This is a genomic window from Paenibacillus sp. Lou8.1 (assembly GCF_024213565.1).
Classification (GTDB): domain Bacteria; phylum Bacillota; class Bacilli; order Paenibacillales; family Paenibacillaceae; genus Paenibacillus; species Paenibacillus polymyxa_B.
Genome location: NZ_JANAVN010000004.1, coordinates 170,487 through 183,629, shown reverse-complemented (window position 1 = coordinate 183,629; position 13,143 = coordinate 170,487). Strand labels below are relative to the sequence as shown.

The window sequence follows — 13,143 nt, the reverse complement described above, 5'->3', positions numbered from 1 at the left end:
GTTAATTCTATCCTATTTTATAGAGATGAAACTAAGGGAGAGAAACGAATGGAGCGTATGAAACGTATGAGCAAACGGAGTACCTTCTTACTTGCTTTGCTGATGTTTGTATTTGCAGCATGGCCAGCGGGTTTGATCCGGGCTGAGGAGAGCACGACCTCCACGGTACAGTGGGACAGTCAAAATCCGACTACATTGAATCTGGGTGGAAGCCCCGCTCAATTAAAAGTGTGGTCATTGACTGAAAAGGGCAAAGAAGATGTTACCCAAAAGGCAGAATGGATCTCTGGGGATTCAAGCATTTTAAAGGTTGATAAGGGGCTCATTACTCCTGTGTCAAAAGGGCAGATTAAGGTTGTTGCCACATATGAGCAGCAAACGGTAAGTACAACGATTACAGTAAAATCGCCTTACAGCAAGCTGCAATTAAATCCGTCTAGTCCCATTAATTTGACGATTGGCGGAGAATCAAAGCAATTGACTGCTCAAGGTGTACTTACTGGAGGTGGGACGGAAAATGTATCCGGTGTCGAATGGACTTCTTCGAATGCGGCTGTTGCTACCGTTGAAGATGGTCTTGTTCGTCCACTTGCCAAAGGCGTGACTTACATTAAGGCAAGCAAAGATGAACTTAAAGCACAAACGATTGTGTATGTGCGTTCTTCTTCTCAGGCGTTAGTATTGAGTGCAACTGGGGCCAAATCGGTCTTTCTGGGTAGCTCCCCAATTCAGGTTAGTGCAACCGATGTTAACCTGACTGGCGGCAAAACAGATGTAACCAACACGGCAGAATGGACTTCCTCTAATCCGCTGGTTGCCACAGTCGAGCAAGGTAAAATCACACCAATGGATGCAGGCAATTCGACGATTACAGCGTCCTATCACGGTTTGAGCAAGACTCTGAAGATTAATGTACTTCCAACGGTTGAAAAACTGGTTTCGAGCAAAGCCAGTCTGACTCTCGAAACAGGAGGCAAAACTTCTCTTCCGAGTATATCTGCTTATTTGGTCAATGGAGCAAAAAAAGCAGTTCAATCCGATGTAAAATGGAGCTTAAGCAGTGAAAGTGCAGTTAAAATAGCAAATGGTAAGCTAGTTGCAGTGAACCCAGGCAGTGCAACATTGACAGCAACGGTAGGTGCACTCAAACTTGATATTCCAGTGACTGTGCAATACAAAGTACTTAAACTAACCGCTTCAGAGAAAAAATACGTATTGGTTGCAGGCCAAGAAGCAAGTATTCCGACAGTAAAAGCACACATGGCTGGTGGCGGGATACTTGATGTTACCAATCAGGTAAGCTGGGTAGGTACAACAGCCGCAGTTACAGTAGCAAATGGTAAAGTAAAAGCGGTGAATGGCGGTAACTCTGGAATCAAGGCTATGTATATGAACAAATATGTGAAAGTACCTGTCATTGTGGAAGGAGCCATTTCTACATTGACACCAAGCTTTTCGAGTGCTGATATGAATTTGAAAGGAAGTAAGTCCATCAAAGTCATCGGTATATATACGGAAGGTAAAAAAGCTACGCTGAGCAGTAAAGTGAAATGGACAACATCGAATGCTTCCGTAGCGATCGTAAAAGGCTCTTCCATTAAAGCCGTTGGAATTGGAAACGCAACGATTACGGGCACATATCAGGATAAGTCGTTTAACGTTGAGATCAAGGTCACACCTAAGCTGCTCAAACTGGTATTGAGCAATAAAAACCTGAAGCTACCTAAAGGTTCCTCTCAAGTGCTTAGTGTGAATGCAGTTTATGATTCAGGTGCAACTACCGATGTGACAAGCTCAGCGGTATGGACATCTTCCAAACCGTCGATCGTACAGGTTACTGGCGGTCAGGTGAAGGCGATTGATACCGGAAGTTCCAGTATCAAAGTAGTTTATGGTGGTAAGACTGTAGCGACATCGGCCAGAGTGTTAAAATAGTCTACGCATATTGCCACATCCACTTATATAAAATAACCCCCGGTCCAAAGACCGGGGGTTATTTTCAGCTTATTCTACGCCGTCCTGATAATGATTCTTCCAGTGCTTATCGCCTTTGTGTGCGAAGTCTTCAACTGTCTTTTCCAAAGTAGCTACCAGTTGGGCTTTAATCTCAGAAATTGTGTCTCGGAACAGTCTTTCTTCTGTACCATTGATTTTTTCACCATATAGAGCCTGAGCGGCTACAAATTGACGATGTTGCTCCACAAAACTGTCAATCGAATGCAATGCATGCTCCACGTATTGGGAAATGCTATGATGCTCGTTAGGCAGTTGCAATTTTAATTCATGAACTCTGTTTAATAATGCCATGATGATCACCTCGTGCGTTTTGTTATGTCAATAATTATACATCATTTTCGGAAAACTTTCATTAAATTTTGATTAAAATGTGACTTTTATTATGTCATGATTGCATTTTCACTGGTGATCAGGCATAATTTTCGGAATTATTTCGTTATTTCCTTTGTGTCGTGATTTTAAAATTTAATATATATGATACGAAGATGATATAAGAGCAAGCTGCGACAGCTGTCTTTCTGACATGTTATAATGGGGAAAAAGCCCAGTCGGAAAGGTTGTCAGTAAGGTATGAAGCTTTTTAAAGGTTTATTTTGGGGGATTCTGATCAGTCTTCTCCTGTGGTGTGCTTTGTTCGGGCTTGTCCACTGGATGTCTCATTAAGTCGCTCCCTGTAATCTTATACAATAACTCTTGCGACCGTATCCACGTCATTAACGGAAATCGTATATACGTGTTCGTCATCGTAGAGCTTGAATTGCTGAGTTTCTTGGTCAGATAGGAGCTTAGGCCAGCCAATTAAGGTACTTCCATTCAGTAACCGGACTACAACGGCTTGCATTTGGCTCACGGCCAGTTTGATCTCATCGTTCATTCGTACAACCTCCTCTCTATACTATTTGTCGTCGAATATTCAACCTTTTTTTATAGTCAGTAAGGGGTTACAAAAAATAAAATCCGGGGATTACCTTAGTTGAAGGTATCTACTGGAATAGCTTGAAGGGAAGAGGGAAATTGAAGAAAAAATTGCTAAGTTTTATAGCTTTAGTGCTGCTAGCTGCGGGCGCGTACTGGTTTGAAGGAGGCAATCTTCTTACGAAAATGACAGGAGAGAACCCGCCTTCATCGGCTCAGGTTACGCTGCAATTCCCGTCAGGTCGTTACCCTGAAACAGCGCAGCATATTAAGGAAGCCATTCAGGCGGGAAAATCACCGGTATGCACAATTGACCGTGAAGGAGCCGAGCAAAATCGCAAGCATTCGCTTGCAGGTGTTCCCACTCGTAAAGGATACGATCGTGACGAATGGCCGATGGCTATGTGCTCAGAAGGTGGCAAAGGTGCAAATATCAAATACATAGCCCCTAAGGATAATCGTGGGGCAGGATCATGGGTCAGTCACCAATTGGATGAGTATGAGGATGGAACTCGTGTGAAATTTGTTGTGAAATAGTGCTATTACTTTTTATTACCTTGGGCTGTTTCCTGTCTGGCCTTAATCAACGCCAGAAAATCAAAAAAATCACCTAGTGTATTGAAGCCGGCACCTAAAATGGCCAAGTCTTCAGCGGATAGTTGGTCAAACCATTCCATTTGCTTAGCATCAAACATATTATCACCGCCAACCATTGATAATGTATAGTATGTACTGACGGCAACGAAGGTCAGGGCTCTGGCATACCATTTAAGTATGCCTGTTTTTTGTGCAGAGGATGTGTAGAACGCATGTTTAAATTTAATTTTTATACTAAAATCGTCTCCATCGTTATTGTATTGCTTATACCTGTGCTGATCCTGTATGTCTATTCTAATCAGACAACGACAGGTGTATTACGTGAGGAGCTGAATCAATCTAATTATAATCAGCTGACTTTTTTTCAAAACCAGGTGAATACGAATATTGAAATGATTTCCTCCTGGCCGCATCTGCTGATTCATGATCCTGATGTAGCCAGTTTTCAAGCGATTTTTTTGAAGGACAAGGTTCTCAATCTGGATGGAATTAACCTGGTCAAACGGATTCAAACCAAGCTTGGGCTTCAGGAAAGCTCTTCTAATTGGAGAACCGGGCTGAGTATCTATTCTCCTTCGCTTGGACGGGTTGTATCGGAGAATGGAGCAGGTTTATATGACCAGAAAAAACTAAATCAGCTGATAAAAGACGGCTGGCAGGTATCCAAAAAAAGATCATACGGGAAAGACCAATTTATATTTTCATTGTATACATTATCCCCGTTTTCTTCGCTTGGTAATCCAGAAACCGCTAACACGATTATTAAAGTTGAATTTGACAGCAGTAATATTCAGGATATGCTTGACCGCTTCAAAGGTGATGGTCGAAAGGAGCCTTTTTATTATAAAAAAGGCGTAGGAGCGATCTATAATCGTACTGCCAATGAAGAGCTGTCTGGACAGCTGATTTCAAAATTAGAAAAAATGGGACTCCATGAAGTTGACAATCTGACCGTGAAAATTGGAGAAGAAAGCTACCTGGTTCATGCCGTTCTTTCGCAAACGACGGGGTGGTATTTGATTGATTATATGCCTTTGTCCGATATGATGTCTCCGATTTACTCATCGAATCGACTGTTTTATATAACTGTTGTTGGCTCGCTGCTGGTAGGCTTGATTGGCGCTTACTTGCTTCATTCACAGGTACAAGTGCCGATTCTTCAGCTTGTGCGGGCATTTCGGAGACTAAAGGATGGAGACTATGCTGTTCGATTAAGTCTAAGGGGGAGTCACGAGTTTGCTTTCCTGTCTAGTCAATTTAATCTGATGGTCGAACAGATTCAGGAGCTGTTTGAGAAGGTGTATGTTGAGCAGCTGCATGTCAAGGAAGCGCGACTAAAGCAGCTACAGTCACAAATCAATCCGCATTTTTTTTATAATTGTTTTTCGTTTATTACAAGTATGGCGAAGCTGCGCAATCATGAGGCGGTCGTGGCCATGGCTCATAATTTATCCAGGTATTATCGATATACAACCAGACAGGAGCGGGATTTGGTTCCATTGTCAGAGGAAGTCGAATTTGTTCAATATTATTTGAACATACAGCAGATGCGTATGCCAAGGCTAACGTTCTTAATTCATGTTTCTTCACAGGCTAGCAGTCTGCTGATTCCGCCGCTTGTAGTGCAGCCACTGGTGGAAAATGCGGTGCTGCACGGGATAGAGCCTCAAGCGGAGGATGGTGTAATTCATATTTTAACCGAGCGTGTTGGCTCGTATATGTACCTGATTGTGGATGATAACGGACTCGGTTTGAGTAGAGAGGCTATAACTGCCCTGACATCAACGCTTGACAAGCCAGTGGAAGAGGAACATGGATATGGTCTATGGAATGTGCATCAACGCATGCGATTACATTTTGGGGAAGATGCAGGACTGGAATTCTCTTTGTCTCCATTGGGAGGATTGCGTGCAGTTTTAAAATGGTCGATCTCAACAGAAGGAGAGCATGCGAATGGTTTAATTGAGCCTTCGCCAAATTCGAATATAGTTAAAACGGAGGGACCAGATGGTTCAGATATTACTAGTAGATGATGAGAGTTATGTAACAGAAAGTCTGGCAGCTACCATTCCGTGGGAGACGCTAGGCATCGAGAGGGTTCATCAAGCGGCTTCCGCATTAACAGCAGTGGATGTGCTGGAAGCGTACGATATTGATATTCTGGTTACGGATATTCGTATGCCTGGTATGACGGGACTGGAGTTGATTGTTGAAGTAAACGAGCGATGGCCGCATATCCGAAGTTTGTTACTGACAGGCTATGCCGATTTTGAATATGCTAAAAAAGCGCTTCAGCTTAAGGCTTTTGATTACATTTTAAAGCCGGTGGATGATGAAGAGTTTATCAAATGTGTGTCAGTCGCCATGGATTCGCTAAAGGAAGAATGGGAAGCATTTGACAAGGTTCATCAATTACAATATAGCCGCAGAAACGATTTTGGTGTACTGCGGACCCATTTGATGCATGATTTACTACTCGGGCGTGATTTGTCAGTACCCAAAATAGAGAGCAAAATGTCCGAGTACGAAATCAAGCTACGCACGGGACATCCTGCCAGTATGCTGCTTATTCAGCTAGGAAAGCATTTTTCTGATATGGACTATCATTCAGTCTCCTTAATTGAGTATGCGATTGGAAATATTGCCGAAGAAGTGTTCGCACCTGATTTTCACGTTTGGCATTGCAAAGCGCCGCATGACTGCTTAATTGTATTAATAGAAGGGAATTGGAATTCATTCCCTGAACGGAGCGCGGATGAGCAGAATCGTTTTTTGAGTGCGGCGATTGAGACCTTTCGAAAAAATGTGAGCAATTACTTGAAAGGGGAAATTTACGTTGCATTAACCGGATGGTTTAAGTTTCCAGAGGAGCTACCTAAGCTATATCAGAAAGCGATTAGATCCTTATACTGGAACCATCAGGAGGAGACGGATGCACTGCTATTCATAGAAGAACAGACAGAACAGCCACACAGCTCAGTTAAGTCACTGGAGGGGCTTTATATGCACCCAACGCTTACTCATCTGCTTGAATCCAGGCAATGGGACGAGGCCGAAGCGAAAGTGAGCCGTGTATTTGGAAAAATGGAAGAGGTGGGATATACACGCGAGCATTTATATGAGCTGTTTATTTCGGTGACGAGCGCCTTTATGTATACAGCGCACAAACAAGGACGTTTCATTACGCAGATGGATCAAATAGGCTTCGATCCGTTACATGCGCAGAAAATGGTTCATTCGTTCCCCCACCTCAAAGAGTGGATATTTTCCATGATGAACAAACTTAAATCTGAATGGTCCGCAAGCGAGCAAAGCGCTAAAAGCTATGTGGTCAAGCAGGTTCAGGAGCTCATCTCCCAGGATAAAGGCCAGGAGCTGTCTGTTAAGACGATTGCTGATCAGGTTTATCTTCATCCAGTCTATCTGTCTAAAATTTATAAAGCTGAAACCGGAGAAGGTCTGGGTGACTATATTATCCGAATGAGAATGGAGCGGGCTCTTTATTTGCTCAAATATTCCAACAAAAAAATATACGAAATTACGACAGAACTAGGCTACCAGAATCCCCAATATTTCAGTAAGATGTTCAAAAAGCATTACGGAATGACTCCGCATGAATTTCGGGACCAGTAAAGATGGGACCAGTAAGGACGAAACCAGCAAAGATCAGTTGGGAAAGGTGCAGAAATATTTATTTTGTGACATAGGCTGTGAAGAAAAGCCCTCTTATAATAAAAGAGTAGATAATGATTTTTAGAGGGGGAACAATATGCGAGTTCATTCGAAGAAAAAGCTGTTGTCGTTGCTCGCCGCAACTATGGTATTAGGAGTGGGCCTTGTGGGCTGCTCAGGTACGGGGAATGATGGAAATGCGGACAGCACAGCTAAAACTGAAAACGTATACAAAGAAAAATACAATCCAGAAGTCACAATTTCCACGGTATGGGGTGTAGATCCCGCCTTAAAATTTAAAAATGGTGAATCTATCGAAAATAACATTGCGACCAAATGGGCTAAAGAGAAATTCGGTATTAATATCAAATCACTCTGGTCCGTCACGGATACGAATGGCGCATTTGCTACGAAGCTGCGTTTGGCTATGTCCTCCGGTCAGGAGATGCCGGACGTCGTTGTACTGGGGACGGAGAATGAGCAACTGGCACAAGACATGATCGATTCTGGTATGTTTGCAGAGGTAGGCCCGTTGTTTGACAAGTACGCTTCGGATTCCTGGAAGCAGGCGATGAATCAGGATACAAACGTATGGAATCAGTATAGCCGAGATGGCAAAAAAATGGGTATTCCTGTGCTTGATTTTGCCTATAACCATGATTATGTATTGTGGGTACGACAAGATTGGTTGGATAAGCTGGGTATGAAGGCTCCAGAGACGATGGATGATCTAGAAAAAGTGATGGATGCCTTTAAAAATAAAAATCCGGACGGACTGGCTCCGAACAAAGTGATTCCGCTCAGCATCGGTTTTAAAACATCCATGAACACTTGGATGGGTGACCCATCCTGGATTTTCGGGGCATACGGCACTCTACCTCAGCAGTGGAACAAAGGCACGAATGGCAGTTTGGAATATGGCTCCGTGCAGCCTGGCATGAAGCCGGGTTTGCAAAAGCTGAGCGAGTGGCTCAAAAAGGGATATATTCCTCAGGAAGCAGCATTGTGGGATGAAAATAAAACGGCAGAACCTACAGTCGCAGGAACAGCCGGTATGATTCCTGGACCATATTGGATGAGCGGCTGGCCGCTTCAGGATACAGTCAAAAATGCGCCGGGTGCCGTGTGGAAGCCGATCAAGATTCCAGCGGGTCCTGACAACAAAGCCATGCGTCACGGAACGCAATACACCAATGGTGTCGTATTAATCAACAAACAAATGCAGCATCCTGAAGCTTTTTTCACTTATCAAAATTATTTGTTTGACCATTATGCTAATGCCAAACCGGACGGCGATTTGTCGAATGGGCTGTTTAAGGGCTACGATTATGATTTGGATGCGGGCGGAAAGCTAATGTCTATCGATAAAATACCAGGCGGTTATGTAAACTCTATTCGTTATTTGCTGGTTCGTGATGGTGCGCGTATACCTGATGCCCAAATGAAGGCTTTGTTAAGTTTGGCTAACGGCGCAGAACCGAAGACCCGTCTGGAGAAAGATGTAATGGTGAACTACGGGAAAGATACTCCCGCAGCTGCCAAAGTGCTTATGGAACAGAAGGATATCTCCATGAAAGATCTGTTCACGGGCCCTACTACGCCAACTATGAAGGCTAAAAAGGACTATCTGGATAAGATTGAAAGTCAGACCTTCAATGAAATTATTTATGGCAAGCAGCCGATCTCTGCTTTTGATACCTTTGTGCAAACGTGGAAAACAGCTGGTGGCGAACAAATTACAAATGAAGTAAACGAATGGTATAAAAGCGTCGAAAAGTAAAAACCAATGATGTTGTAACAGAGTAGGAAGGCTGTCCCGAGGTGGGCAGCCTTTTTACTACAGCTTCACCCGTATCGAGTGAAAATGAATGCGCTATCATGGTGTATTAAAAAAAGTTTTATTCGTTTGGCGAGCTTAAAAAATGATTGCTTTTGTGCCATGTATGTTGGTTTTTTGAACTGTTGGGACAGCGAAAACGCTTTTATAATTTAAGTATACCATGAGAGTTACAGGAGGAACTGCAATGAGAAGTCTGCAACGTACGTGGCCATTTCATATCATGCTGCTGCCAGCCATCATTTTCTTAATTGTATTCAGCTACATTCCGATGGGCGGCATCGTGATGGCCTTTCAAAATTACAAACCTTGGCTAGGCATAACGGGTTCCGAGTGGGTTGGACTGGATAACTTCCGCTTTTTGTTTCAACGGGAGGACAGTCTTCAAGTCGTCTGGAATACGCTAATTATTGCTGTGTTAAAGATGTTTTTCAATCTGGTGGTTCCGTTTGTTTTTGCTATACTGCTGAATGAAATTCGCAAGGTTGGACTTCAGCGATCCATTCAAACACTGGTTTATCTGCCACACTTTCTGTCGTGGGTCATCTTGGGCGGAATTCTGATTGACCTGTTGGCTACAGATGGATTTATGAACCGTATTCTCGGTAGTTTCGGGATTCAGCCTATCTTTTTTCTAGGAGATAATAACTGGTTTCGGTTTACTGTCATTGTATCGGATATATGGAAGGAGTTCGGATACAACACCATTGTCTTTCTTGCTGCACTGGCGGGTATTAATCCTTCGTTGTATGAGGCTTCTGAAATGGATGGAGCAAGCCGCTGGAGACAGACGCTACACATCACTGTACCTTCGTTAATTCCGATGGTAGTCGTTGTTGGAACACTTGCACTTGGCAATGTACTGAACGCCGGTTTTGACCAGATTTTCAACCTTTATAATCCGCTGGTTTACCAAAAAGGCGATATTATTGATACATTCGTCTACCGGACAGCGTTAATCAATGGGGAAATGGGCTTTGCCACTGCTATCGGGTTGTTCAAATCCGTTATCAGCATGTTTCTCATTCTGATATCTTATCGACTTGCTTACAAATGGGCAGGTTACCGCATATTTTGATTCCACGAGGCTGAAAGAGGGAGAGTCATGTATCATAAAACAACGCCATACCGCATCTTTAATGTGTTTAATATTTGCTTGCTTGTGATTTTGTCCATCATGTGTATCGTTCCGCTGATTCATGTGTTAGCGGTATCATTTAGTGCTAAATCAGCTGCAGATGCCAATCTGGTTGGACTGTGGCCGGTACAATTTTCATTAGAAGCCTATAAGAAGACGATGAATAACCCGATTTTTCTGCACTCCATCTGGATTTCTGTCTGTCGGACTGTATTGGGAACCGGCTTAACACTGCTTATTACCTTTTTAGCTGCTTATCCACTTTCAAAGGAAACATCTGTGTTCCGTAGCCGAAACGTATATTCATGGTTGTTCGTATTCAGCATGATTTTTAACGGTGGTCTGGTTCCATTCTATATGGTTATTCAAAAGATCCACCTCATGGACAGCTTCTGGGTACTTGTTTTGCCAGGAGCGGTCAACACATTTCTGGTCATCCTTATGTTGAACTTTTTTAGAGGAATTCCCAAAGAGATGGAAGAGGCCGCATTGATCGACGGAGCAGGACATTTTCGGACATTGTTTAGTATTTTTTTACCGATATCCATGCCTTCCATTGCTACGATTGCGCTGTTTAGTATGGTATTTCATTGGAACTCCTGGTTTGACGGTCTGCTCTATTTGAGCAATGCAAAGGATTATCCGCTGGCGACGTTCCTGCAAACTGTAATTATTCAGAAGGACATGAGTTCCATGAGCATGAGTCCCAAAGAGATGGAATTACTTTCTCAAACGACGGTTAATGCAGCGCAAATTTTCATTGGTGCAGCGCCTATTCTCATTGTATATCCATTTTTACAAAAGTATTTTGTTAAAGGTATGACGCTAGGTTCTGTCAAAGAGTAATAGAATTTATAGAAGGAGATGATTTGTAGTGACCAATCAAAACATAATCAAGTACCCTCCCATTAGTGAGCGAGTTCCACGTATGCTGCATGGAGCGGACTATAACCCGGAGCAATGGCAGCATTACCCTGAGGTGTTAGCGGAGGATATCCGTCTAATGAAACTAGCCAAATGTAACGTGATGTCTGTCGGTATTTTCTCATGGGTTTCATTGGAGCCTGAGGAAGGCGTATTTACGTTCGAATGGCTGGATCGTATTCTGGATTCGTTTGCTGAGAACGGAATCTATGCATTTTTGGCCACTCCGAGTGGAGCAAGACCAGCCTGGATGTCACAAAAATATCCTGAGGTGCTGCGTGTGGAGGCTAACCGTGTCCGTAATCTGCATGGGTTTCGCCATAATCACTGTGCTACGTCGCCTGTTTATCGGGAAAAAGTGCGTATCATGAATACGAAGCTGGCTGAGCGTTATGCTAACCATCCTGCTGTTATTGGCTGGCATATTTCAAATGAATTTGGTGGAGATTGTCACTGTGATTATTGTCAGGAGGCATTTCGCGCTTGGGTCCAGGATAAATACGGTACGCTGGACAAACTCAATCACGCATGGTGGACGACCTTTTGGAGTCATACAGTTACAGATTGGAGCCAAATTGAGTCTCCGGCACCTCATGGTGAGACACAGGTCCATGCTATGAATTTGGACTGGAGACGGTTTGTGACCGATCAGACCGCAGATTTTATCAAACATGAGATTGTGCCGCTCAAGGCTGCAAATCCAGCCATTCCAGTCACAACCAATTTGATGGAGTTTTTTGAAGGATTGAATTACTGGAAGTTTGCTGATCTGCTCGATGTTATATCCTGGGATAGTTACCCGACGTGGCATGACCGTGAGGGAGATGATAGCCGTCAAGCTGCGAAAGTGGCTATGATGCACGATATTATTCGTTCAATCAAGGGAGGCAAGCCTTGGATGCTCATGGAGAGTACGCCGAGTTTGACGAACTGGCAAGACGTTAGCAAGCTGAAGCGGCCGGGAATGCATCTGCTATCGTCTTTACAGGCTGTGGCACACGGGTCAGACACCGTTCAATACTTTCAGTGGCGGAAAAGTCGGGGTTCGAGTGAAAAGCTGCACGGTGCGGTCGTCGATCATGTCGGACATGAGCACACTCGGGTATTCGGGGATGTGACCCATGTCGGTAATGCGCTGGAAAAACTGGAGGAGGTTATCGGTACAACTGTACCGGCGGAGGCCGCAGTCATTTTTGACTGGGAGAACCGTTGGGGAATCAACGATTCACAGGGACCGCGGAACAAAGGTGTGAAATATGAGGAGACAGCTGAAGCGCATTATTTGGCACTTTGGGAGCAGGGTGTGCCTGTAGATGTCATTCATATGGATGCAGATTTCTCCAAATACAAACTTTTGATAGCTCCGATGTTGTATATGGTCCGCAGTGGTGTGGGGGAGCGTATACAGAAATTTGTTGAAAATGGCGGCGTTCTCGTAGCAACCTATTGGTCTGGTATCGTAGATGAACATGATTTGTGCTTCCTTGGAGGCTTTCCGGGCCCGCTTCGTAAGACGCTGGGGATCTGGTCGGAAGAGATTGACGGATTGCATGATCATGATCGTAATCACATTTTGCCGGTTGAAGGCAATGAGCTGGATCTGCAAGGGGAGTATGAAGCTGTAGAATTGTGTGATCTCATTCATACGGAGGGTGCAGAGGTACTGGCTGTGTACGGCTCAGACTTTTATGCAGGATGTCCGGCTTTGACAGTGAACCGTTTGGGACAGGGAAAGGCTTATTACATCGCATCACGCAACATCGGACTATTCCACAGTCATTTTTACAGAAGTTTAATTGATGATGCAGGAATCAGTAAAGCGCTCAATGTGAAGTTGCCTCATGGAGTGAATACGGCGATTCGTACCGATGGGGTTCATGATTATATTTTTATACTGAATTTCACGCATGAGCCGCAAAAGATTACGTTGGATGGACGAACTTATGCGGATATGCTTGAAAATCATGCGATAGAAGACGGTAGCGTTCAATTGGATGCCTACGCTGTTAAGGTTTTAAAGACAGAGCGCAATAAATAGAACATG

The 13,143-nt window shown here is 43.8% G+C and carries 11 protein-coding genes; 8 read left to right on the top strand and 3 right to left on the bottom strand.

Annotation, left to right across the window (positions count from 1 at the left end; all coding sequences use genetic code 11):
* Positions 1 to 48 precede the first annotated feature (48 nt).
* Positions 49 to 1,935 (top strand): Ig-like domain-containing protein, encoded by a 1,887-nt coding sequence (locus tag NLX78_RS07375; RefSeq protein WP_254350010.1) that lies wholly within the window; start codon positions 49 to 51, stop codon positions 1,933 to 1,935.
* Between the two features lie 69 nt (positions 1,936 to 2,004).
* Here NLX78_RS07375 and NLX78_RS07370 read toward each other — a convergent pair whose 3' ends face one another.
* Entirely contained in the window at positions 2,005 to 2,307 is a 303-nt protein-coding gene (locus NLX78_RS07370; protein WP_061828458.1) for a hypothetical protein, read from the bottom strand.
* Between the two features lie 388 nt (positions 2,308 to 2,695).
* Entirely contained in the window at positions 2,696 to 2,890 is a 195-nt protein-coding gene (locus NLX78_RS07365) for a hypothetical protein (protein ID WP_061828457.1), read from the bottom strand.
* A 140-nt stretch (positions 2,891 to 3,030) separates the two neighbouring features.
* Between NLX78_RS07365 and NLX78_RS07360 the strand changes: the two genes are divergently transcribed.
* Entirely contained in the window at positions 3,031 to 3,468 is a 438-nt protein-coding gene (locus NLX78_RS07360) for a NucA/NucB deoxyribonuclease domain-containing protein (RefSeq protein WP_302057298.1), read from the top strand.
* A 5-nt stretch (positions 3,469 to 3,473) separates the two neighbouring features.
* Here the strand turns inward: NLX78_RS07360 and NLX78_RS07355 are convergent, their stop codons facing one another.
* The gene (locus NLX78_RS07355) at positions 3,474 to 3,626 is read right to left on the bottom strand and encodes a hypothetical protein (RefSeq protein WP_172828254.1); all 153 of its coding nucleotides are present in this window, start codon (positions 3,624 to 3,626) and stop codon (positions 3,474 to 3,476) included.
* A gap of 114 nt (positions 3,627 to 3,740) precedes the next feature.
* On the opposite strand from NLX78_RS07355, the gene NLX78_RS07350 reads away from it, so the two are divergent.
* The 6 genes from NLX78_RS07350 to NLX78_RS07325 all read left to right on the top strand — a co-directional run bounded on the left by NLX78_RS07350 (position 3,741) and on the right by NLX78_RS07325 (position 13,137).
* A complete protein-coding gene (locus tag NLX78_RS07350; protein ID WP_254350009.1) occupies positions 3,741 to 5,561 on the top strand; it encodes a sensor histidine kinase in 1,821 nt (606 codons plus the stop codon).
* Complete coding sequence (locus tag NLX78_RS07345; RefSeq protein ID WP_254350008.1) at positions 5,536 to 7,161, top strand: response regulator transcription factor; 1,626 nt, start codon at positions 5,536 to 5,538, stop codon at positions 7,159 to 7,161. Before NLX78_RS07350 ends, NLX78_RS07345 begins: the two co-directional genes overlap by 26 nt.
* Positions 7,162 to 7,297: 136 nt before the next feature.
* Positions 7,298 to 8,980 carry a type 2 periplasmic-binding domain-containing protein gene (locus tag NLX78_RS07340; RefSeq protein ID WP_254350007.1) on the top strand — a complete coding sequence of 561 codons (1,683 nt, stop codon included), beginning with the start codon at positions 7,298 to 7,300 and terminating at the stop codon, positions 8,978 to 8,980.
* Positions 8,981 to 9,224: 244 nt separating this feature from the next.
* Positions 9,225 to 10,115, top strand: coding sequence for an ABC transporter permease (locus NLX78_RS07335; protein ID WP_254350006.1), 891 nt, complete (start codon positions 9,225 to 9,227; stop codon positions 10,113 to 10,115).
* A gap of 27 nt (positions 10,116 to 10,142) precedes the next feature.
* Entirely contained in the window at positions 10,143 to 11,021 is an 879-nt protein-coding gene (locus tag NLX78_RS07330) for a carbohydrate ABC transporter permease (RefSeq protein ID WP_069010559.1), read from the top strand.
* A gap of 28 nt (positions 11,022 to 11,049) precedes the next feature.
* On the top strand, positions 11,050 to 13,137 hold the full coding sequence (locus tag NLX78_RS07325; protein WP_367987842.1) for a beta-galactosidase: 2,088 nt from the start codon (positions 11,050 to 11,052) through the stop codon (positions 13,135 to 13,137).
* The last annotated feature ends 6 nt before the right edge of the window (positions 13,138 to 13,143 follow it).